Annotated in this window: 15 protein-coding genes and 1 pseudogene; 8 read left to right on the top strand and 8 right to left on the bottom strand. The window is 68.3% G+C overall.

The annotated features are described in order from the left end of the window. Positions 1-108: 108 nt before the first annotated feature. The 6 genes from ACFW01_RS12480 to ACFW01_RS12455 form a co-directional block, all read right to left on the bottom strand. A complete protein-coding gene (locus ACFW01_RS12480) occupies positions 109-2,712 on the bottom strand; it encodes a DEAD/DEAH box helicase (RefSeq protein WP_384503361.1) in 2,604 nt (867 codons plus the stop codon). Positions 2,713-2,953: 241 nt separating this feature from the next. Beyond that, positions 2,954-4,216, bottom strand: a complete 1,263-nt coding sequence (locus tag ACFW01_RS12475) for a hypothetical protein (RefSeq protein ID WP_384503359.1) — start codon at positions 4,214-4,216, stop codon at positions 2,954-2,956. A 621-nt stretch (positions 4,217-4,837) separates the two neighbouring features. Continuing rightward, positions 4,838-5,275, bottom strand: coding sequence for a hypothetical protein (locus ACFW01_RS12470; protein WP_384503357.1), 438 nt, complete (start codon positions 5,273-5,275; stop codon positions 4,838-4,840). A 345-nt stretch (positions 5,276-5,620) separates the two neighbouring features. Further along, a complete protein-coding gene (locus ACFW01_RS12465) occupies positions 5,621-6,151 on the bottom strand; it encodes a hypothetical protein (RefSeq protein WP_384503355.1) in 531 nt (176 codons plus the stop codon). Between the two features lie 16 nt (positions 6,152-6,167). Beyond that, on the bottom strand, positions 6,168-7,427 hold the full coding sequence (locus ACFW01_RS12460; protein ID WP_384503354.1) for a NucA/NucB deoxyribonuclease domain-containing protein: 1,260 nt from the start codon (positions 7,425-7,427) through the stop codon (positions 6,168-6,170). 61 nt (positions 7,428-7,488) lie between these two features. Beyond that, entirely contained in the window at positions 7,489-8,613 is a 1,125-nt protein-coding gene (locus tag ACFW01_RS12455; protein ID WP_384503352.1) for a hypothetical protein, read from the bottom strand. A 902-nt stretch (positions 8,614-9,515) separates the two neighbouring features. Here ACFW01_RS12455 and ACFW01_RS12450 point away from each other — a divergent pair. Further along, a protein-coding gene (locus tag ACFW01_RS12450; protein ID WP_372481050.1) for an IS5 family transposase occupies positions 9,516-10,306 on the top strand; the annotation gives its coding sequence in 2 pieces (ribosomal slippage) (positions 9,516-9,831 and positions 9,831-10,306; 792 coding nt in all). A gap of 15 nt (positions 10,307-10,321) precedes the next feature. On the opposite strand, the gene ACFW01_RS12445 is transcribed toward ACFW01_RS12450, so the two are convergent. Together ACFW01_RS12445 and ACFW01_RS12440 are read right to left on the bottom strand one after the other, a co-directional pair. Beyond that, the gene (locus tag ACFW01_RS12445) at positions 10,322-10,768 is read right to left on the bottom strand and encodes an SRPBCC family protein (protein WP_226028016.1); all 447 of its coding nucleotides are present in this window, start codon (positions 10,766-10,768) and stop codon (positions 10,322-10,324) included. Positions 10,769-10,814: 46 nt separating this feature from the next. Continuing rightward, positions 10,815-10,952: pseudogene (locus tag ACFW01_RS12440) on the bottom strand (IS5/IS1182 family transposase); the annotation flags it as partial. A gap of 11 nt (positions 10,953-10,963) precedes the next feature. Here ACFW01_RS12440 and ACFW01_RS12435 point away from each other — a divergent pair. The 7 genes from ACFW01_RS12435 to cas6e all read left to right on the top strand — a co-directional run bounded on the left by ACFW01_RS12435 (position 10,964) and on the right by cas6e (position 22,379). After that, positions 10,964-11,811 (top strand): IS5 family transposase gene (locus ACFW01_RS12435; protein WP_384503350.1). Its coding sequence is split into 2 segments (ribosomal slippage): positions 10,964-11,419 and positions 11,422-11,811, totalling 846 coding nucleotides; the frame shifts between segments, so codons are not numbered across the junction. A 2,355-nt stretch (positions 11,812-14,166) separates the two neighbouring features. Beyond that, entirely contained in the window at positions 14,167-17,034 is a 2,868-nt protein-coding gene (locus tag ACFW01_RS12430; protein ID WP_384503348.1) for a CRISPR-associated endonuclease Cas3'', read from the top strand. 335 nt (positions 17,035-17,369) lie between these two features. Continuing rightward, positions 17,370-18,923 carry a type I-E CRISPR-associated protein Cse1/CasA gene (gene casA / locus ACFW01_RS12425; protein WP_384503346.1) on the top strand — a complete coding sequence of 518 codons (1,554 nt, stop codon included), beginning with the start codon at positions 17,370-17,372 and terminating at the stop codon, positions 18,921-18,923. Next, positions 18,923-19,558, top strand: a complete 636-nt coding sequence (gene casB / locus ACFW01_RS12420) for a type I-E CRISPR-associated protein Cse2/CasB (RefSeq protein ID WP_384503344.1) — start codon at positions 18,923-18,925, stop codon at positions 19,556-19,558. The genes casA and casB overlap by 1 nt, the downstream gene beginning before the upstream one ends. A gap of 210 nt (positions 19,559-19,768) precedes the next feature. Next, positions 19,769-20,932 (top strand): type I-E CRISPR-associated protein Cas7/Cse4/CasC, encoded by a 1,164-nt coding sequence (gene cas7e, locus ACFW01_RS12415; RefSeq protein WP_384503342.1) that lies wholly within the window; start codon positions 19,769-19,771, stop codon positions 20,930-20,932. After that, a complete protein-coding gene (gene cas5e / locus ACFW01_RS12410; protein WP_384503340.1) occupies positions 20,929-21,738 on the top strand; it encodes a type I-E CRISPR-associated protein Cas5/CasD in 810 nt (269 codons plus the stop codon). The genes cas7e and cas5e overlap by 4 nt, the downstream gene beginning before the upstream one ends. After that, positions 21,735-22,379, top strand: a complete 645-nt coding sequence (cas6e, locus tag ACFW01_RS12405) for a type I-E CRISPR-associated protein Cas6/Cse3/CasE (protein WP_384503338.1) — start codon at positions 21,735-21,737, stop codon at positions 22,377-22,379. The genes cas5e and cas6e overlap by 4 nt, the downstream gene beginning before the upstream one ends. Positions 22,380-22,399 lie beyond the last annotated feature (20 nt).

The following is a 22,399-nucleotide window of genomic DNA, read 5'->3' as shown; positions in this document are numbered from 1 at the left end:
CCCGGATAGGTCACGAAGTCGTTCCCGTCTGGAGGGCTGCTGGCAGAGAGCCGGTGCGGACGTGGGTCCCTCATGCCCGTCGGCCTGAGGGACCCACGTGCCGTTTCATTACTCCTTGACCGGGGTCGCCTTCAGCAGGGGCAGCCACTGTGATGGCAGCGCTTGCTCGGCCCGGAAGATGTCGGCGAGTTCGGCAGGGCTGAGCACTGTGATCGTGCGTGCTCGGGCGGTGCGCCACGAGCGGATGAGGCGGTCGAAGACTTCCAGGACCGTTGGCGGGCGTACGAGGTAGGTCTCGTCGTCGGCGAGCATGCGCGCGGCGGCCATGATCTTCGGCTTGGGGGACATGAGGAGCGCGATGGAGCCGCTGGGCGCAGAGGTCTTTCGCTCTGCCTCCGTGTACCTGAGGTGTCCTTGGGTTTGGCGGACATTGTCGGGGCCGATCTCACCGGTGGGCGTGGCTTCGCTCTTGGCCTCCCAGGTGACCCAGCGGGCGTCGTCGAAGATCCAGACGGCATCAGGGGCTGCGGGGTTGGCGTCGTCGTCGTTGCCGTAGCTCTCCGAGGCGCCGGCGAAGGTGCCGAGGTGGACGAGTCCGGCTTCGTAGGCGCGGTACTCGGTGTCTGCGAGGCCGGCCCGCGCTTCGGTGAGGGCGCGTTCGAAGGGCTCGGGGCGGTGCAGTTCGGTACGGGCGATGACGGCGCGCATCGCGGCTTCATCAACGGGGTCGAGGTCGCCGAGGACGGGCGCGTGGGCACGGTCGCTCGGCGAGGCAATGTGGGCGAGGAAACTGCTGGTCTGCGCCTTGCGCTGGAGCTCGCGGTAGTAGCGGGCCCCGGTGGCGCGGTGCGTCGAGTCTCCGCTCTGCTGCGCGAGCCGCTCGGCGATGCTGTATCCGAGGTAGTTCCATAGCGCGGCATAGCGCTGGGGTGTCCGCTCGCCTTTGAGCTGGTCCAGGACGCGCTGTACGGCGGTGAGGGCCCAGTCCCATTGGTTGTTCCAGATCGCCTCCCAGGCCGCGACCTCGTGCCGGGCCGCGTTGTGCAGCTCACGGGAGCTGGGGGCGACGGTACGGGTGTACTGCTCGCGCTGGGAGGAGATATGGGTGTCGACCGCAGCCCAGTCCTGATCATGCCTGCGGAAGACGGCGAGGTTGTCGAGCATCTCGTTGGAGGTGGTGCCCAAGCTGTTCGTCCGTCCGAACTCGACCTCGGCGTGGACTTCCGGGTGCAGTGCCCCCTGGACGTCTGGACCGGACAGGTACGACGTCAGGGACCGGCCGAGCACCATGACGGCCGCCCAGTCCTTGTTGTTGCGTGTGGCCCGGCCCGAGCCCTGCACGATGCGCGCGCGGATGCGCTCCTGAAGCACTTCCAGGGCGCCGAGTGATTCGTGCAGGAAGCGTTCCTGCAGGTCTCCTCGGGCGGGCAGGCCTGCGAGTACGACGAGCCGGCAGTCGGCTCCGGGGAGGTCTATGCCGTCGTAGCGGTTGGTGAGGAGCAGGGCCGCCTGGTCCATCGCGGTGAAGGCAGTGAGGTCGTCTTCGACGTCGTTGGCCTTCACGACGGGATATGTCTCGGGCAGGCACTCCTTGGCGAACGTCTCGGCGGTACGGCTGTCGGGGGTGAGGATGACCGCTCGTCCCGCGCTGCTGATAACCCCGGAGACGAAGGCGGGTACCCGCGCGGGCGCCGTAGACAGATCGTCGGTCAGTTCGGGGAACATGAAGAACCGTCGCCCGGTGCCCCGGGTCTCCCAGCCCTTGGGGACGGGGATACGGTCGATCTTCCTTCGCCCGAAGGCACGCTCGAGCTCGCCGCCGTCTCCGAGGGTCGCACTCATGTATACGCGGCGGGCAGGGCTGCTGAAGGCCTCGTGCTGCGTCGTGGGCGCGATGAGCGGGCGGATGAGGATCTGTCCGTACGAGACGTAGGTCAGGCATCGGTCGAGGCGTCCCTGGAGGAACTTCCAGGCATGGAAGGCGTCCGTACTCAGCTTCGAGCCGTGGGCTGCTGCCGCGACGGCTTCTTCGAGGGGGATGGACTGCTCGGCAACACCGATGGGGGAGGCGAGGTACACATACGACGACGAGTCTTCTGCCTTCGGAGCGCGCAGCCGGGTGTCCACGAGTGGATCCAGTGCGGGCTTCAGCACGGAGAGAACGTCGAGGTACGCACTCTCCTCAGTCTTGCGGGAGATGGCGAGACTCCACGGACTGGCCACATACCCCTCGGCCGCGTGAGCGTCGTCCAGGACGAGCATGCCAGCGTTGTCGAGAGCCGGATTCGAGTTGAATACATGGCTGTAGACGCTGACGGCGACGGCTTCCCCTGCCTCGTACTGCGCCTGGTGGGCTGGATTCCACGTTTTCACGCGATTGACGAGAAGTACGTTCGGAATCCCATACTCGTCGAACTTCGCTGCCGTTTGCCGCGCCAATTGCCGCGTGGGACAGAGGTAGGCGACACGTTCGCCGTATTTGCGGCGCCGGTAGTCGCTGATCAGTCCTCCGACAAGAGTTTTACCCGCCCCGGTCGGCAGCTCAATTGCTACGTCTGACGCGTGCGACTTCGTTTCGTGCCAGTCTCGAAGGACATCCTGTTGGTGTCCCCACACGAATTCGGGCCCACGGTTCGTGAGGGCAAGAATCCGATACAGGTCGACCGGGTCTTCCGGCATGGCCGCCTCGGCGGACTTGAGCTTGAAGGCCACTGCACTCCGTTCCCCCCGCTGAGCTGACAAGAGCTCAGCATCCATCCCCTGCTCGACTTCTCAAAGTACTGCAGCATGCCCGGCCGCTGGCAACAACTGGATGCGGAGGGGGTGATGCATGTCCACGCGTCCGAAGGAGACCCCCGACTCGAGCCTGTCCGTAGAGGCAGACGAACGATCTCCAGGCCACGCCACGGGCTGTCGCATGCACGCCCCGGGGGCGGTGTCCGCCGTTATACGGTCAGGAGCTGGCAGTCATGCGGCAGGCGGGGCATACCTTGGGGCTTCGGGGCCCGTAGCGGTGGATGGGGGCAGCACACAGCATGCAGGGCCCTATCTCCCAGGGCGGGCACCTCAGTTCCGCTGCGACGACGAGGCGCTCGCGCCGTGACAGGCGCAGGGCAACAGGCCTCGAGGGCTGCAGGAGGGCATCGGCGGGGGCGTGGCCGAAAGTGTGTAGCCCGATGGCTGAGGCTCTGTCGCGTGGCGGGCGCGGACTGCTGGTGTGGGGGCCTTCCTCCCCGTAGCGGCAGGAAATGTCGAGTGCCTGCTCCCGGTAGGTGACCGGCTCGTCGTCGACCGGGCCGGGCGCGGGCGGGTCGTCGGCCTCTGCGGTGATCTCGCGCCAACGGTCGACGTCGCGCGCAAGGGCCCACAGGTAGGAGGTGCGCCTCGCGTCCTGCGGGTCGCGGGAGCGCACCGGCAGGTGCTCGCCGTCAGCGCTGGTGACGACGAGCTCGTCCAGTGCGGTGGCACGCTCCTGAGGAATGCACAGGGCGGGCAGAAACCAGCCGCTGTGCCACATCCTGCAGGAGCCACCTGCGGTGGGGCAGGGGCGCTCGCTGCCGGGAGTGCACTTCCAGATCTGCAGGTGCCGGACCCCGCCGCGGATGATGAGGGCAAGCGGGGAGACGATGCGCTGCCAGGGCACGTCGTCGACACGCGTCCACGGGGCACGGTCGATCAGGGCAGAAGAGTCGTCGGACGTCACCCACAGCGGCGCGATGTTGCGCTCGCGGGCCTTGGCGGAGCGCCGCCGTACGGTGTTCGCGGTGATGGGGGAGTACTGGGCCTCCCACCCGACGCGCGCGCCCGCTCCCGTCACCAGCACATCGGTGACGACCCGCCCGTCGGGCGACCGGGCCTCGGTCTCCACATCCAGCCCGTGCCGCGCTGCCGTGCGAGCGATCCGCTCCTTCATCGCCTTGTGCTTGTCGCTCTCCTGCGGTGTCGCCGCATGGGTGAGGGGCAGATGCGCCGCCACCCACGTGACCTGTCCGTGGCTGCGCCGGCGCCGCACGAACATCCACGGTGATTTGCCGGCCAGAGCGCACTGGCACTCCTCGCCCCGGTAGTCCTTCAGGCACTGCAGCAGGTTCCTGGCGCGCTGGTCGACGGGCTGGGTGATCTCCTCCAGCAGCCCGGCATAGCCTGGGTTGCCGAGATCTTCATACGTCAGATTGATCTCGATGCCGTGCCCGGTGTGGAACACCCCGTTGGCCATGGCAACGACAGTAGGCCCCGGTGCAGGGCGTGGAAAGAGGACCGCGAGTAAGGCGTCCGCGCCGCACCGCGGTGAAGCTGCCGGGCCGGCAGGCCTCCCGTCCGCCGGGCAACGGAGCCTACTGCGAGGCGGTCCACCTTCAGTTCGGCCAGGAAGGGCCTGTTGGGTGACCCGGTGCTGCATCTGGCCGTTCAAGCGGTCCATCGAGACGAGCGGTGCCACCCGTAGGATCGTGATCCTCGACTGCTGCTACAGCGCCCATGCCTTCGGCGTGCAGTCCGAGTCGGTCGCGGCCCTCGCTGAGATCGACGGCATTTTGATGGCGGCCGCGGCGGAGACCGCTGTGGCACTGCCCCCGCCCGGCGAGCCCCACACCGCCTTCACCGGCGAACTCCTCGAGCTGCTGCGAGGCGGCGTCGCCTCCCCGAACGAGTTCCTCGACCTGGACGCCGTCTTTGGGAGGGGGTGGCAGCGACGGGGCCACCAGCTCCCACAGGTCGTCCGGAACAAGATCAGCGCGCACCCGGACACCTTGCCGACCGAGATTGTTGAGTACAAGACCCGCGGCATCTCATCGCGACTTGCACGCAGAGTCTGGCGTCAGTTCGCCAGATCGAGCGCTCAGCCTGAGGCGCCCTCCAGCGGAAGGTGGTCTCGGAAGTACTCCGACTCCAACCACTCCTCCTTCACGAACAGCGGACGTGTCAGGCGCGCTGCCCCGACCTGCTGCGAGCGCAGAAGAACCCCGATATCAGTCAGGGAAAGCGAGTCATCAGGCGTGTAGAGCAGACAGTTCCCATGCTCCGCAGCGTGGTCCAGCAGGAACCGCTGGCCCTGCTCCGGATCGCTTCCCGCCAGCGGGAAGCCAGACAGGAAGACCTGCGGACCGGTGACCGCATCCAGCGCAACACAAGCGAGCTTGCCCGCGTCGTAGAACGCTCTCACCCCGTCCGGGAAGTCCTCCTGCGCATACGGACCGCCAGCCCGTTCCTGCGGTCCAGGGACCAAAAGCGCCTGGGCGACCTCGGCTGGAGACATCCCGAACTGCAACGGACCCACACCGGCTCCCGACCGCAGCTCCCAGCACTCCCGCTCCGTATCCACGCCCATCCACCCGCTCCAACGTTCCGACCAGTCCGGACCAAGCCGCACGCACAGGGCCGTGGGCCAAGGCGCCAACTCAGCTGTACAAGGGCCAACAGGATTGCTGCTATCGGCCGGGGTCATTCTGAAACGATCAGTTAGACGAGTCCCATCATTGCGGGCCGGGAGAAACTCTCCGCCTATTTGATCAAGCCTGGGACAGCCCACCTCGTGAAGGTGCGAGGTCAGAGGCTCGCTGTACAGAAGGCCCGTTGCAGGCGGGATCGGATGCCGCGACGTGCGTAGTTCCCTTCCGCAGGATCACCAGTCGTCTTCTACGTCCAGCGGGGACGGGTCTCTCTCCCAGGCCAGATCGAGGACGTACCGTTCGGTGTGCGGGGTGTGCCGCCAGTCGTCCGCCAGGCGGGCTTCCGGCCCGGATGCGGCCAGATCGCGCAGTGTCGTTTCGTGATAGCTGCCCATGGCCTGGCGGCCGGTCCACCAGGCGGTTCCCCGGTACACCCCTGGGCGAGGCAAGGTCATGTCCCCGGCGGGACCGTAGCTGAGCTGGTTGACGACCAGCGCTCCGGTTTCGGACTCGAGGGTGATGGCGACGTGGCCTTCGGCGTCGCCCGGAGCAGGGGGCGGTGCGTCCCAGATTCGGATGTCGACCTGGGCGGGGATGTCGGCCTGAAGGCTGTAGAGGTACAGGTGGTAGCCGTTGCCGGCCACCACCTGTCGGCGTGCGGCGTCCATGGCGGCTGCGTCGTCGAGGTAGGCGTCGGCGTCATACACCTCGATGAAGCGACGACCTGGAACGGCGTTGACGCTGTACTCGGACAGGAGCCCCATGAAACGGGCCTTTCTCTCAGCGGGTGATCTTCACGTAGAACGGGTCGCCGTCCAGCATCCGGTTGAGGGTATACATCGTGTTGAGCCGACGTCCTCCTTCCTCATTGTCGGTTCCCTCGATCAGGCGGACGGAGTACCGGTCGTCGCCCTTGTTGGACCCTTCCTTGGTTGAGGCGAAGGGGTACTCGTCGCACTGCAGGGACGTCCCGCTGTAGTCGCCCCAGACGTTGTTGCAGGTCGCGATGGACTTGCTGCGGTTCTTCTGCTGCTCGTCCGCGTCGATGAGCCGGTGCAGCGGCTCGCTCGCGCCGGGGACGGTCTTGTTCGGCCAGGACGGGAACGTCCGCTCCGGCCGATTCTGCGCGTCGTAGATGTGCAGTGCGCTTTCGTCGACATCCGGGTCGCTCTGGCTCATGCTCAGTTCGACGCGGGCCTCGGTGAACACGGTTCCCTTGTACTTGCCGGCAACTGGTCCGGCGTAGTCGAAGCGGACGCCCGAACGGTAGGCGTCGACTTCTGTATAGGAAGTGGCGTTGGGGGAGTCCGCGGTCACGTCCATCACGACGGTGGCGTAGACACGCTGCTGGTTGCCGCTGTTGTACAGAGCTCCCTTGTCGGGGGAGGTGTAGGTCAGCGTCCACAAGGGCGTGCTGTCCCATGCCCCGAGCAGTTCGTCGCGCGACGTCGTCTGCGGGGTCGTCAGCTTGGGGTCGGGGTCGCTGCTGCTCGCGTTGATGGTGCTACGGAAGTGCTGGCCTACACGCCACTTGGTGGCGTCCTCGGTGCCGACTGTCTGTACGCGGATGTTCTCGATGCTGGTCGAATAGTCCACCCGACGAGAGCCGTCGTAGGCGAATCCCAGCGTCCACATGTCGAACCAGAGACGGCCGATGGACTGGGTTCCCTGCTTGTTGCGCAGCACGAGGTCGTAGGGGCGTTTCTGGCAGCTCTCGAAACGGCTCTTGATCCAGCCTTGTGCGGCCTTGGCCTTCTCAGCCTGTGCCTCGCACTGTGTGCGCAGGTCCTCATCCGCAGCGAGTGTGGGTTCGGCGGCTGTTCGGGCAGCGCGGTCACCGGTGTAGGCGGCGAGCGGTTGTGGCCGGTCAAGCCCCCTGAGTTCGTCAGCCGGCAGCGTCGCAGCATCGACGAATCGCAGCTGGTCGCCGTCAGGGGCGGAGACTGGCTCGGCGCCGGAGCCAGCGGCGGTGAGGGCGACAGTGAGCAGGCTGATGACCGACACGGCGGCGGCGCGCGTGAGACGGCGGCGGATTCTCACCGGAGGGCTCCTTGCGGGGCGGTGGCGTTCGATCGGTCGGCTGGGGAGCGCAGAGGCTGTGTCAGGGGCACAGGTCACCCCAGCACGCCTGGAGCAGATCACCCTGGGCTGAGTACGAAGCCTGGAAACCTTCGTATTCCCGGCCGTCACTGGGGCGTAGACCTGCGGTCGTGTGCGTCGAGGAGACGGTCCAGGCCGTCTCACTGCTCGTAGCGTCGAAGGAAGCCGCCGCGGTGGGCGGTGCCGTGACGGTAAGGTCGGATTTCCCGACGTCGAAAGCTTTGGCAGCTTGCGAGCGGATCTGAGCGGCGGACACGTTCGGTTCGCTGCGGCGCTGTATGGCAGGCGCGTCGGTGGCTTGCAGAGCCTCGGCGTTACAGGCGTCCTGGGTCATGACGCATTCGGCGAGGCCGGGCACGGTATCGAGGCAGCTTGCCGGGTCTTCCTCCATGCAGGTCTGGAGTGCGCGCTGGTCCACACCGTTGAACACGGCGGGGACGCTTTGAGCGGAAGCGGATGTGGCGGCGGCTGCGGGGCCGAACTGTGCACTGGTAGTGGTGCTGCGGGGCTTGCTGACGTTCCACTCGGTGAAGGAGGTGCTGTCGGTAAGTTTGGTGGTGAAGCAGTTCGGCGGCTTGTAGGCCGTGCCGCAGGCCGGGAGGGTCACGCTGGTGGCGGTGTTCGCCCGGGCAACGCGCCGCCAGGTCTTGTTCTCGTCCATGAACTGCATGCGGTTGGCGATGGACGGGACATTGGTGTACTTGGGGCCGATCACCTCCAGACCGACGTCTATGCGGTTGGGGTTGCCGCGCGGTACAGGCCGCTGATGGAGAGTGACGCCGACCATGTTGAAGTCGTAGAGAACGAACCACTGGTCTGCGCCGTCCTGACGGACCGCCATGTAGGTGTGGTTGCGGCCGTCGGCCACATTCGGGTTCACGCCAGCCCGAATGGTGTAGACCTGACCGCCGCTGGTCGTCAGCTCCCACCAGCGGGGTCCGTAGGACTGTGTCGTCTTGCCCGTCTTCTCCGCGTAGAGGCCGACTTCGATGTTCTCGGCGGCCGGCGTGTCTTCCGTGTTGGGGGTGACACGCATGTAGTTCGCCACCTGCACCGTTTCGGCGGAGGTGTCGACCTGGTCGAAGGTGATCGGAACGTTTCGCCAGGTGGCGAACCCGCCGATCATGGGTTCACCAGGCTGGCTGCACGACATGGCGTAGAAGACGATGCGTGCGTTGTACAGTCCCGTACACGCGGTGGTCGGTGCGTCCGCGTTTGCGGGCGAGGCGGTACCGGCAAGGGATATGCCTAGCGCGGCAGCGGCGCATACGGCAGCGGTGGATCTGGTTTTCTGGCGCAACAGTGTTCCCCCTGTGCTTGATCGAAGAAACCACAGCGGAACCTACCGACCCGTCCGGCGCCGCAACCCGTCAAACCCATACCTTGACCGAAAACATGTATATGGCACGAATCACGTTTGCTGTGTTTCCTCGCTCGAGTTGCCCAGCGAGGAAACACGCTAGCCTCCATCTTTCGTGAAGGTTCGCCGACGGAGTCGGTGGGCCGTTTCGCGGGTCACTCCCGCTCGCGCGGGTCACTCGGTACAGGGATCCAGGGGAGAGGGGGCCCTGAGAGACACTCCCGCTCACGCGGGCCTTGCGAGCTTGGGTACGGTGACAGTTGGGGCCACGGGCAACTCCCACTAGTGAGGGCTCCACCGCGCCAATCGGCACCACTGACGAGGGACGCGGGTCACTCCCGCTCGCGCAAGCGCTACGTCCCGCGAAGAGCCGCGGCGCGAGTCGCTTCCGCTCGCGCGAGCTCCAGAGGTCCTCGCGGTAGTAGGAGCCGACCATGACCGGGTCATCCCCGCTCGCGCGGGCGCTACGAAGTACCGAGGCGAGCCAGGCCGGAGCGCGGGCGTCATCCCCGCTTGCGCGGGCGCTACCCTTCGTGACTTGGGCATTTTAACGCCGCCTGCTCCTCTTTTGCTTAGAGCTCGTAACGCGATCTTGAGTGGGTGTGCTGGTCGAGCGTGTCCGGTGTGATGATCTGGCCGTTGTTGCTCGTGTGAGTACTCGGCCGTGGATCGTGGACGATGCCCTGTGGGCAGTGATCAAGCCGCTGCTGCCGCCCTGGCCTGAGCGGTCGCCGGGACCGAAGCCGGTGGACGACCGGTTATGCCTGCAGGGCATCCTGTACGTCCTGCACCAGGACATCGCCTGGCAACTGTTGCCCCTGGAGTTGGGGTTCGGCTCCGGACAGACCTGCTGGCGGCGCCTGAACCGCTGGCAACAGGCGGGCGTCTTCAAGCAGCTGCACCGCATCCTGCTCGCGAGACTGAACACGGCCGGCGAACTCGGCTGGTCTCGCGCATGCATGGACGGTTCCTACGTCCGTGCGAAAAGGGGGGAGCCGCAACCGGTCCGTCGCCGGTCGACCGGCGGAAGACGGGCAGCAAGCACCACCTGGTCTGCGACGGGAAGGGCACCCCACTCCACGTCATCACGACCGCGGCAAACGTCAACGACATCACTCAGCCCCTCGCCCTGATCGACGGCATCCCGCCGGTGGCCGGACGAGTCGGCGCTCCCCGCCAACGGCCAGAGGCTGTGCTCGGCGACAAGGCGTACGACTCCCGGGCCGTCCGCCGCGAACTGCGCAAGCGCCGGATCATGCCCGTCATCTCCCGCAAGGGTGCCCCGAACATCAAGGGCCTAGGCAAGCTCCGCTATGTCGTCGAGCAGACCTTCGCCTTGCTCCACCAGTTCAAACGCCTCGCCGTCCGATGGGAGCGCTGCCTCGAACTCCACGACGCACTGGTCTCATTGGGCTGCAGCCTCATCTGCTGGAGGCGCCTCAAGAAGACCGGAGCATGAGCTTGCGCCGCACTTCTAGGAGTTCCGGCTCACGATTGAGTTGGCGTATGACGCGAGATCGTGGACCCATATCTGCAGGCGCCGTCTCCTGAGCGCATCCAAGAGGGGAAGGGTGTGCCGATAGGTCGCTGACCAGGTGATATTGGTGCCGCCGTGGAGGGCAGGGTCCAAGTCCACGGCCCCCCGATGAGACGTGAACAGCCCTGCAGCCTGCTCGTAACTGAACCGCTGGTCGGGAATCATCTCGACGACGCGCTCGCGGAAGCACACACGCCCAGTGCGAGAACGGATGGTGCGGACGTCACCAACGCGTGCCGGTCGGTCGACTCCCGCAGGCACGTCCCACCCGACGTCGGCGTAGGCCGACCACGCCGGCCAGGATTCCGCCTCCAGGAGCGCCTCGTACACGAGGGCGGCAGAGGCCGATGAGTGCGAGGACGCGGAGATAGCAAGGGACGACACACGGGCAAGGGTAGGCCGCCTCTCACCATGATCGTGTTACGAGCTCTTAGGAGCGAAGCCAGATGAGGAGTGCGGCCACGGTGACGCTGCCGAGGTAGATGTATCGGCGCTTGTCATAGCGGGTGGCTACGGCTCGAAACTGTTTGATCTTGTTGATCGCCCGCTCGACGGTGTTCCTCGCTCGAGTGGGCTCGGTTGGAGCCGCACTTGCCGGCGAATCGTGGTCGGGGTGGACGCTGGCAGTGTCACCGTCGGGTGATCAACGGGATCCTGTTCCGGCAGCGGACCGGTCTCCCCTGGCGGGACCTGCCGCCTTGCTTCGGTAGTTGGAAGACGGTTCACGATCGTCATCGCAGGTGGTCGGCGGACGGCACGTGGGAGAGGATCCTGCGGGCCCTCCAGGGCGACGCCGATGCCGAGGCCCGGATCGACTGGAGCATGGTCAGCGTCGATTCCACGACCTGCCGCGCTCATCAGCACGCGGCTGGTGCCTCCACCCGGGCCCCGAAGATCCCGGGTCGGCGTAGGAGCCCGGCACGTCATCGTTCCGATGAGGCCCTGGGGCGCTCGCGAGGTGGGCTCACAAGCAAGATCCACCTTGCCGGGGAAGGTGGGTGTCGCCCGCTCGGCTTTGTCGTCACGCCCGGCCAGGGGGGGGGGATGCACCGCAGATGATTCCCGTCCTGGAAGAGATCCGCGTGCCCCGGCAGGCTGGTGGACGACCGCGCACTCGGCCTGACCATGTCGGGGGCGATAAGGCGTACTCATCACGAGGTATCCGTCGTCACCTGCGCAGACGTCAGATCAAGCACACGATCCCCGAGCCGAGAGACCAGCGGGCCAACCGCCGGCGCCGTGGCAGCCAAGGCGGCCGGCCCACAGGGTTCGACCAGGCGATCTACCGCCGCCGGAACGAAGTTGAGCGGATCATCAACCGGCTCAAGAACTTCCGAGCCGTCGCCACGCGCTTCGACAAGCGGGCGTACGTCTTCCACGGGACGGTCACCGTGGCAGCAATCTGCCTATGGCTGCGACCGAAGTGAAGTGCCCCGTTCAGAGATCCTCAGCACCCGGGTAGTGGTGACGAAGTTCGCTGAGTACGCGCTCGTCGACAGCCCTGACGTCCCAGGAGGAACTCGCTCGCACAGGCTCTACCGGTGGCAGATCGTGGGCCGGGACTCGGTCGTCGAGTCACTCCCGCTCGCGCGGGCTTACGCCCAGTTCAGCGCAAACGATGACAACCACCGTGAGTCACCCCCGCTCGCGTGGGCCCTGCTCTCCGCTCCGGCCGGTCAGTACCCACTCGAACGGGGCCACTCCTGCCCTCGCGGGGGCGCTTTCGAAGACGTGAACACCGACGACCTAGCTCCGGGCGCTCCGGCTCTCTCGGAGCAGTTACCCGCCACGGTACAGATTCTGGGCACACCCCGGACGCACCGTGCCCAGGCCGACTCTTCCGTGGCGGCAGGCGAGCGATCTCCAGGCACGCTAGGGGCTAGCGCATGTATGTGTCCGGCCGGGGTGTCCGCCGTTCGTTCCGGGAGAGTGGCAACCCGATGGCGCCCCGGGGCGGCGCCGCCGTTTCGTGTGGGCGCTACGTTGAGTCACTCCCGTTTGCGCAGGCGCTACTCCACCAAGGTCGCGCGGATCATCGTGCCCGTCGAGTCATCCCCGCTCGCGCGGGCTTCACCCGGTCACTGCTGCTGCGTGCGCTCTGGAGTGGGAGTCACTCCCGCTCGCGCAGGCTGTGCAGAATCGTGCGGGGTCGTTCGGTCAGCGCGGGGATCACTACTGCTCGCGCAGGCTTCACGGCGCTGGTGTTGCCAGCGGTATCGACCTCTGAGGTCACTACAGCCCGGCGTGTGCCGGACCCCTGCGTTGAAAACAGAGGACCAGAGAACCGAGTTGCTCCCGCTCGCGCGGGCGCTAGTGCACGAGCGGCGGGACGCCCGGACCGGGCCCTGCTAGCCAAAAGCTCCAGGGGAGCCACCCCCGCTCGCGCAGGCGCGCAACCTGGTGTTCAGCCCATTCAGTAGGTACGCGTACGAGTCACTTCCGCTCGCGCGGGCTCCACACCGCAGCGATCGGCACCACTGACGACGGATGCGAAGCATCCCCGCTGGCGCAGGCGTTACCCTCTCCGAACTGGGTACTATAGCGCAGCTTGCTCGCATTTTGCATGGTTTGGGTAGGGGAAGGATGATGCGACCGAAGACCTCGTACTGCCTCCGGGGCGTGCTTCGGAAGCCGCCCGCCCACTAATGAATTTGTCGCTGGCACCCGGCACCGACGATTCGCCACCTCCGCGACCGGATAGATTACGAAGTCGCACTTGAGCGTTAGCCGGTCGGGTTCTGCCCGGCCCTATTCCGATGCTGCGGCAGAGTCGGCCCTGCTACACGAGGCACTCCCGCTCCCGCGGGCTTCCGCCAGCTCCTCTCTGCGGAACGCAGTGCTGCTTCAAGGTCGCTCGCGCGTCTCTGATAGCCGGGTGATCACCTGGCGGGGCTGGGCAGCACGGGTCGCTCCCGCCCGCGCGGGCGTTACGAGTACAGCAACGAGGATGAGACGAGGCCGTTGGCGACCACGCAGGTTGCGCGGGTTCTCTCTGGTCAGAAGGGCGCGGGCCCATTCGATGGACGAGTCACTCCCGCTGGCGCGGGCTCTGCAGACGACGGCTGATCCGGAAAGGGTCGTACAGGGACACTCCCGCTCAACGGGCTCGGCAACGCTGCGGTCACCGTCCTGGACAGGAAGTCTGGATCATCCCCGCTTCCGCAGGCTTTACCTCATCGTACAAACGCGCGGGTTCTTCTGGGCGTTGGCCACCCGGATCGACACCAGCGTTGGGTCACTCCCGCTCCCGCAGGCGGTGCGAGACGGCGGACAACATGCTCACCTCCCGGGCCGAGTCACTCCCGCTCGCGCGGGCTCCACGCCCAAGACACTCGTCGTCGACCGAGGCAAAGTCGAGTCACTCCCGCTCGCGCGGGCGCTACGCAACCGGCAGACGTTCCCGGACAGCCCGAACGGGTCACTCACTCCCGCTCGCGCGGGCGCTGCGGCGCCGGCTACGTAGAGCTGCTGCCGGTGCGCGGGTCACCCCCGCTCGCGCGGGTGCTGCGACTGCGAAGGCGGCCGCCGTGTCTACCTCGCCGGGCCACTCCCGCTCGCGCGGGCGCTGCTGGTCGGCGCTGTGGGCCATCGTGAGCAGCGGCGGGTCACTCCCGCTCGCGCGGGCGCTGCCCTCTCCGGCCCGCCCGTTCTGGCATGGTGTGCCTGTCATTTGCTTCTGACTGGCTGGGAGATGATGGCACACGGGACTGGATGCACGGCAGGAATCTCTGCTTTCTGGCGTTCGTGGTCTCGTGAGCAGCACGGGGTGGCAGCGTTGGGGGATGGGAGTCGTTGAGGATGCCCGGTACGACGGTGTTGACCGTCGTCCGTGGGGGAAGTTCGACCGCACGACGCTGAGGGTGTACTCGCTGTTGTTCCACTTGATCGATGTGGGGGCGGTGGCCAGGGTGCTGTGGGACTGGTTTGTGACCCCGAGCCAGCGCCGGGTCATCAGCGATGGGCTCAACGTGCCGCAGGAGCAGGCGCGTTCGGTGGTGTGTTTCCTGGCTGCCATGCATGACATCGGGAAGCTGATTCCGTATTTCCAGGCTCTCGAGCCTGCGGCGTATGTGCGGCTGGGGGAGGACCTGCTGGCGGACACCGGCCCGGTGGTGCATGTGCCGCACGCGCGTGCGTCGATGCATGCGGGGCTGCAACTGCTGGGCGAACTGGGATTCGCCGTGGGCGGTAACGATAGTCCCGCCGTGCGTGCAGCGCAGTGTCTGGGCGGGCATCACGGCCGATTCCTGCAACTCGACGTGGACGGGGCGGCGTCCGCCCAGAGGGCGGAGGCCACGTTGGGCGGGCCCGCGTGGCAGGATCTGCGCCGCCGCTACGCCCGGCTGCTGTGGCACCTGTTCGGCGTCGATGCGGCTCCGGAGCGGCTGTCGGTGGAGGCGGCCGTGCTGATCACGGGGCTGACGATGGTCGCGGACCGGGTTGCGAGTCAGCGTCGCTACTGGGTGCCCAACGCGGACACGCCGTCCTTCGGCGCCGCCGAGCACCACAGCCGCGCCCGCCAGCAGGCCGAGGAGGAAGTCGAGCGGCTTGGCCTCGCCCGCTTCGCATTGGACCGGATCCCGTTCACCACCGCGCACCCGGGACTGGAGGAACCGAACGCTCTGCAGCGTTCGGCGATGGAGGAGCTGCCGCGCCTGGTCGCCGAGCGGGGGAGCGGCATCGCGGTGGTCACAGACGCGATGGGGACGGGCAAGAGCGTGGCCGCGCTGGAGATGGCGCGGATCTTCAACGAGCACTGCGGTACCCAGGGGGTGATGTGGCTGCTGCCGGCGACGGCCGCCGCCGATCAGGCCTACGAGGTCCTGGACCGGTATGTGCGCGCCCACCAGCCCGGGTACGCGCCGGTGACGCTGGTGCACCACCACAGCGACCTCAACGAGGCATACACCGGCCGGATCCTGTCACCGGCCGACACATCCGTTGTGGACGGGCCGCCCGACGACCCGTTCACCGACGACCAGGACGACTCCTTTGCCGACGACGAAACCGAGTACGGTCCGGGCGCCGCGGGGCCCGACCGGTGGCTGCGCGGCAGGGACAACGCGCTGTTGGCCCAGTACACCGTCTCCACCACCGACCAGGCGCAGATGGCCGTCCTGCCCGTCCGCCACAGTGCGCTGCGCATGCTGGCCCTGTCGGGCAAGACCGTCGTGGTCGACGAAGCCCACGCACTGGACCCGTTCAGCCAGCTCCAGCTGCTGCGTCTGCTGCAGTGGCTGGGGGCCCTGAACTGCCCGGTCGTTCTGCTGTCGGCGACGATGCCCGCATCGACCGCCACCGAGCTGGTGCGGGCCTACCTGTCGGGAGCCGGCCGTACTGGTCTGCACGGTGCCTCGTTCGCCCCCGGCTACCCCGGGTGGCTGTTCGCGGATGCGGCGACCGTCACCGTCCACCGCATGCCCGAGCAGGCCCAGGACGAGCAACGGGCCGCCCAGCGCAGGAGCGCACGCATCCACGTCCGCCCGGTCACCTACCGGCCCCTCGGACCGGCAGGCCGTACGGTCGAAGCGGGGGAGCGCCTGGCGGTGATCGCCAACCTGCTCCAGCCGGTCATCCGCCACGGCGGGTGCGCGGCCGTGGTGTGCGCGACGGTCGGCGACGCGCAGGACACCTACCAGTACCTGCGCCGTATCTGGAGCGGCCCGCCTGACGACCTGGTCCTGGTCCATGCCCGGGTGCGGGGGCGGCGACGGCAGAGCACACTGGGAGACCTCCGCCACCGGCTGGGGCCGACGGGTCCGCGCCCGGCCCGGCGCGTCTTCGTCACCACCAGTCTCCTCGACGTGAGCCTGGACATCGACGTCGACCTGATGGTCAGCGACCTCGCCTCTCTGACACGCCTGCTGCAGCGTCTGGGCCGTCTGGGCCGCTTCACACGCCTGTGGACCGGACAGGGTCGTCGGCCCCTCTGGTGGGGCGGGGAGAACAGTCCGACGCTGACGGTGCTGCACCCGGTCAACTCCCGTGGCGCGACCGCCCTGCCGCCCGGCTGGGACACGGTCGAGCCCGCTGTCGCCCTCCATGAAACCGCCCGGCTCCTGCCGGCCCTGGAGAAACAACCGCTCGTCGTCCCCGACGACGTCCAGGATCTCGTCGAACAGGTCCACGGCGTCACCTCCGGTTTCGCAGCCCAGACGACGCGCCTGCAACAGATGGCCGCAGCCCACCAGAGGCGCACCAGCCGCCAGGAGCAGCTCAGCGCAGTCCACCTGGTACCCCCGCCCAAACGGGTCTCCTCCCTGGCCGACCTGCACCGCCAGCACCTCACCACCGCCCAGGCCGCCACCCGGCCCGGTGTCCTGCCCCGCCGGCTGCTGCCCTGTTACCGAAGTGCCGACGGCACGCTGACGCTCGACGCAGCAGGCCTGCTTCCGCTCCCGGACCCAGAACACCTCGGCCCGCGCCACCTGCGCAGCATCCTCGAACACTCACTGCCCGTCCCGGCCGCCTGGGTCGCCCGCGCTTCCGCACCGCACCAGCCGCCCGCCAGCTGGAAGCAGCACCCCCTGCTCGCCGACATCGTGCTGCTGCCCACCGACTCCGTAACCCTTGAGAGTGAACATCATTTCGGCCAGCACTGGCTCCGCATGGACGAAGAACTCGGCCTCCAACACCGCAAACAGCAGTAATCACGATGCGTGAAGCCCAGCGCCAAAAGCATTACGCCATTACTTGATCGTCGGACTTTCTCACTGGTCGTGAGAGACGGCAGCGGCATGGTTCGCTGTACCCGCGACCCCGTCGAACCCTCGACCGCACCTCGCACATCCTTCCCCTCGCCCCACAAGGGCGCGGTGACGACCCCTTGCCCAGCCGTGCCTACGCGCGGCACGTGCAGCTGCCGCATGCCCGAGCCGGACCCAACCACTGGCCCAAGGAAAACACCGCCCTGGCTCCGGCACATCCCATCGCCCCAGGCCTTTACCGCACCTTCCGCTTCGGCCCCCTTTCGAAAGACACGCTCTTGTCTGCGTTACCCCCGCCCACCACCCCGTTCAGCGCGGCCGACCACCCCTGGATCGACGTCCGCACCGGCGGCCAGTACGACCAAGTGGGCCTGCGATCCCTGTTCCTGGACGCCCACCGCATCGACGACCTCGCCCTGCCCCAACCCCCGGCCGCGTCAGCACTCCTGCGGATCGCGGCCGCCATCACGGCCCGCATCACCGGCCTCGACGACCCCGAACTCACCGCCTCCCAGTGGAATGCGCTGCGCCGCAGCCGCCTGGCCGAGGGCCGCTTCGACCCGGACGCCGTCCACACCTACTTCGACCAGCATGGCTGGGACGTCTTCGACCCCGTGCGGCCCTGGCTGCAGACCCCCTCACTGCGCACCGAGTGCGACCACAGCACCGGCATCAACGCCTTTGTGCCCGGGCGGCCCGCCGGCCGCAACTTTGCCTGGTTCAGCCCGCACGGCCACCACACCGCCGAGCCCGTTCCCACCGCCGAAGCCCTGCAGATCCTGCTCATCCACCACTACTACGGGCGTTCCGGCACCGGCACAACCCGCACCTCCCTGGACGGTGTCACCAGCCGGCAGCAGACCAGCGGCCCCTTGCGCTCCAGCGTGTCCTTCCACCCGCTGGGCCGCACTCTGCACGAGACGCTCCTGGCCGGTGTGCCCGCCTTCACCGGCGATGACCAGCCGCCAGGCGCGGACACCTGCCCCTGGGAAGAATCCACGCCACCCGGCCCACAGGCCACGCGGCACGGTCCGGTGACCTGGCCCGGCCGGCAACTGACGGGACTGAGCCGGCACGCGATCCTCCTCGTGCCCGGCGACGACGGCACCACCGTCACCGACGCCTACCTCACCTGGGCCACCCAGCAGCCCAAGCCGATCACCACCGACCCCTACCTCGCCTACCGCATCACCCCCGAAACCAAGAAAGTCGACCGGCGCCGCACCATCCACCGCGCCGACGCGTCCCGCGCATGGTGGCGTGACCTGGAGACACTGCTCCTGGCCCCGGACGAACACGGCACACAACGCCGGCCGGCCATCTTCGACACTCTCAACGACCTCCCCGAACCCCTGCGACGCAGCCTGCGGATCCGCGTCCACGGATTCGACCAGGACGGCAAGGCCGTAGACCTCCAGTGGTACACCGCCATCACGCCGCCCCTGCTGAACTGGACGCAGGAACACGACCCGGCCAAGGCCCAGCGCATCGCCGAGTGCTGCCGGGAAGCCGAACAGGCCGCGCAGCGACTGCAGACCGTCGCCAAAGATGCGTGGGACACCGCCATGCGCAGCAGCCGCCGCCGCACCACACCGCCCCCCTGGGTGAACAAGTCACTGACCCGCTACTGGCCGAAGGCCGAGACGGTGTTCTGGCGGCTGCTGGAAGAACCCGACACACCAGCCCCCACGGCGTTCGCCGCCGCGGCCGCCGCCGCCCTGCGCGAGACCACCGAAGCCGCCCGGACCCGCCAGACCTCCGCGGCCCGCGCCGTCGCCCACGCCGTCCAAGAGCTCTACCGCCGGTCCGCCACACCCCGGAAAGCCGCCTGATGTCCACCGCAGCCGAACACCGCGCCTCCTGCGACGCGTTCGTCGCCCACATCCACCTCCTGTGCGCCGAACCCGGCGTCCGTGTCCGCCTCAGCCGGGGGAGAGGCCGGCCCGTAGAGGAATGCGCCCCCATGGACCGCTACCTGGCCCGGCGCACCGCGCACCGCCAAGGACGCCGCGCCTACTACACCGTCGCAAGCCTCATCGCGATGGCCGGACCCCAGTCCCACACCCCGGGCGTCCGCCCCGCCCCCGACGCCGGCCTCCTCAACCCCGAGGACGGCCCCGACGGCCTGCTCGTCGTCCCCGTCGAACCCGCCCCACCACCAGCGCCGGACCCGGCCGCCTGGTACGCCCGGCCGAACCTCGGTGCCACCCTCGCCACCGCCGTACGCCGAGCGGGCCACCAAGCTGAGCGCACCGAGAGCCTTCTCCACGTTCTGACCCGCCTCAGCGACGACCAACTCCACCGCCGGCTGCCCGCACCCGTCACACGGCTGCTGCAGGACGGCATCACCCCCGACTGGGCAATCCTCCTGAACGACCTGGTGCAGCGCCCCTACCGCCGAGACAAGGTCGGACTGCGCTGGCGCGACGCCTTCTACCTCGCCACTCCCGAACCCCGGCGCACCTGAAGCACGAAGAGGCAGCAGCCGGCTCCGGCCAGCCCCTCCAGGGCCTGCCGACGTCCCCGGCGCCGGCCGGACCCCACACCACGCCACAGCGCACGACTGGCCGGCCACCAGCACAGTGCCAGCCCCCTCGTCCCTCCTGTTCCGGCAGCCCCCGTCCCATGGGCTGCACCAGCGGCATGCCCGCCGCCCCATCGCGAAAGAGCCCCCTTCATGCACACCCCCGCACGCTTCCTCGACCTGCACATCCTGCAGCCCGTGACCGCGGCGAACCTGAACCGCGACTCCGACGGCGACCCCAAGACCATCCTCTTCGGAAACACGACCCGAGCCTTCGTCTCCCCCCAGGCGTGGAAGCGGCCCATCCGCCTCAACGTCGAGCAGGACCTGGACGAGCACGCCGCCCGCACCCGCATGGTGCCACCCCTCGTCGCCCGGAAACTGCAGGAAGCCCAGTGGCCCGAGGACCTCGCCGCTTTCGCGGCGGCCCAGATCGTCCACTCGGCCAAGGACAAGGGCCTGCAGCACAACGACCAGGAGGGCTACCGCACCCAAGCCATGCTCTACCTCCCCAAGGACGTCATCGACGACCTCGTCGCCCTGTGCGAAACGCACCGCACCGACCTCGAAGAAGCACTCGCCGCCCACAGGCCCAAGAAGCAGATCGCACCGGTCCTGCCCGCCAAAGACCTCGCCGCGCACCTGACCCGCCGCACCGCGAGCATCAACCTGTTCGGACGGATGCTCGCCGAAATCCCCGCCGGCCACGTCGAAGCAGCCGTGCAGATGGCCCCCGCCTTCTCCGTGCACCAAAGCGACCCGCAGCCCGACTTCTTCACCGCAGTCGAAGACCTCCCCCAGGACGGGGACTCCGGCAGCGCCCACCTCCAGACCGCGTTCCTGACCACCAGCCTCTTCTACCGTTTCGCCACCCTCAACATCACCGACCTCCACCGCAATCTCGGCCCCGCCGCCACCGCCGGCACGGTCAAGGATCTCGTCGAACTCTTCGTCCAGCACTTCATCCTCAGCATGCCCAGCGGCAAGAAGACCGCCACCGCACCGCACACCGTCCCGGATCTCGTCCACTACGCCGTCCGCGACCGCCGCTCCGTCTCCTACGGCGCCGCCTTCGAACAGCCCATCACCGCCCCCGCCCACGGCGGCTACACCGCCCCCGCCCGCCAGGCGCTCGCCGACTACGCCGCCACCATGAGCCGCCTGCTCGGCACCCGCCACCTCGTCGCCCACGGACACACCGGCACCCCAGCCAAGCCCGTCAAGGACCTTGGCTCCCCCCACACGTCCTTCGACGCCCTCGCCGCCGCCTGCGCCGCCGCCGCGACCGCCGATCTCACCCCCACGGGCCGGCCGTGACCGGCCTCGTCCTGCGCCTGGCAGGCCTGCTGCAGTCCTCCGGCGAACGCGGCGTCTTCCACTACCGCGACACCTGCGCCTTCCCCACCCGTTCCTCACTCATCGGCATGTTCGCCGCTGCCCAGGGCCGCCCCCGCGAGCACGCCCTCGACCCCTACCCCCACCTGAAGGCACCTGGTGACACCACCGTCCCGAGCCACCGCGACCTTACCCTCACCCTCCGCATCGACCAGCCCGGCACCCGCTACCGCGACTTCCACACCGTCGGCGGCGGCCGCCCCCGCGAGCAGGGCCTTCACACCGGCGAAGGCACTCGGCGAAAGGTGGCCGCCGCCACTCTCGTCTCCCACCGCGACTACCTCACCGACGCCGTCTTCACCGTCGCCGTGACCGGGCCCGCCCTCCTCATCGGCCACATCGCCGAAACCCTGGAGCGGCCCCGCTTCGGGCTGTTCCTCGGCCGCCGCGCCTGCCTGCCCGACGAACCCCTCGTCCTCAACCCGGACAGCCCCGACCCCGTCGAGGAACTCCTCACCCGCGTCCCCCTGACCCGCAGCCGTCCGCCCGGCCGCGCCGACACGCACCTGCCCACCACCTTCGTCTGGGAGCATCCGCCGCCCGGCACCGACCCCGCCACACCGCCCGACCGGGAAAGCACCAGCGAACCCGTCAACCTCACCCGCCACGCCCGGCGCCACCTGCCACGCCCCCTATGGATGACCACCGAAGCCCTGCCCGCCCACCTGTACGCAGGCCCCCGCCCCCTCCACGCCCTCACCACGTATATGCACGGAGCACCAGCGTGACCAGCCTCTCCCGCCTCATCCTCGACCCCCGCCATCCAGCGGTCAGAGCAGACCTCGCCGACGTCGACAGCCTCCACAAGACCCTGATGCGTCTGGTCCCCGACCACGCCGGTCCCACCCCCCGGGCCAGGGCCGGCCTCCTGTTCCGCACCGAACCCGGACCCGATCCCGTCCTCCTCGTCCAGACTGCCAACCCGCCCGACCTCACCGCCCTGCCCGCCCACTACGGCACCGGCCGCACCCTCGACCTCACCCCTCTGCTGAACTCCCTCACTCCCGGCCGCACGGTGCGCTACCGCATCACCGCCGCACCCACCGTCGCCCGCTCCGCAGGCAACCCCACCCCCCACCCCGTCACCGGGAAACGCCGCGGCAAGATCACCCACCTCACCGGCGACGACGCCCTCGCCTGGTGGCAGCGCCGCGCCACCGCCGCAGGCCTCGAACCCGTCACCATCACCTCCCTCCCACGCCCCTTTCCCCGCACCCGCGTGACGCGCTCGGCCCCCTACTTCACACTCACCCAGTTCGACGGCCTCGCCCGCATCACCGACACCACCCCCCTCACCGACGCACTGAAGAACGGCATCGGCCGGGCCAAAAGCTACGGAGCCGGCCTCCTCTCCCTCGCCCCCGCCTGACCCCCGACGAGAAAGCACAC

The sequence above is a fragment of the Streptomyces sp. NPDC058985 genome (assembly GCF_042740985.1).
Lineage (GTDB): Bacteria > Actinomycetota > Actinomycetes > Streptomycetales > Streptomycetaceae > Streptomyces.
Note: the sequence above shows the minus strand (reverse complement) of the source record. Positions and strands in the feature narration are given on the sequence as shown.

Bases quoted from the DNA above. Each gene is read 5' to 3' on its own strand.
- ACFW01_RS12475 (WP_384503359.1), bottom strand. From the start codon at position 4,216: ATGGCCAACGGGGTGTTCCACACCGGGCACGGCATCGAGATCAATCTG.
- ACFW01_RS12465 (WP_384503355.1), bottom strand. From the start codon at position 6,151: ATGGGGCTCCTGTCCGAGTACAGCGTCAACGCCGTTCCAGGTCGTCGC.
- ACFW01_RS12455 (WP_384503352.1), bottom strand. From the start codon at position 8,613: ATGATCGGCGGGTTCGCCACCTGGCGAAACGTTCCGATCACCTTCGAC.
- ACFW01_RS12430 (WP_384503348.1), top strand. From the start codon at position 14,167: ATGGGAGTCGTTGAGGATGCCCGGTACGACGGTGTTGACCGTCGTCCG.
- casB (WP_384503344.1), top strand. From the start codon at position 18,923: ATGTCCACCGCAGCCGAACACCGCGCCTCCTGCGACGCGTTCGTCGCC.
- cas7e (WP_384503342.1), top strand. From the start codon at position 19,769: ATGCACACCCCCGCACGCTTCCTCGACCTGCACATCCTGCAGCCCGTG.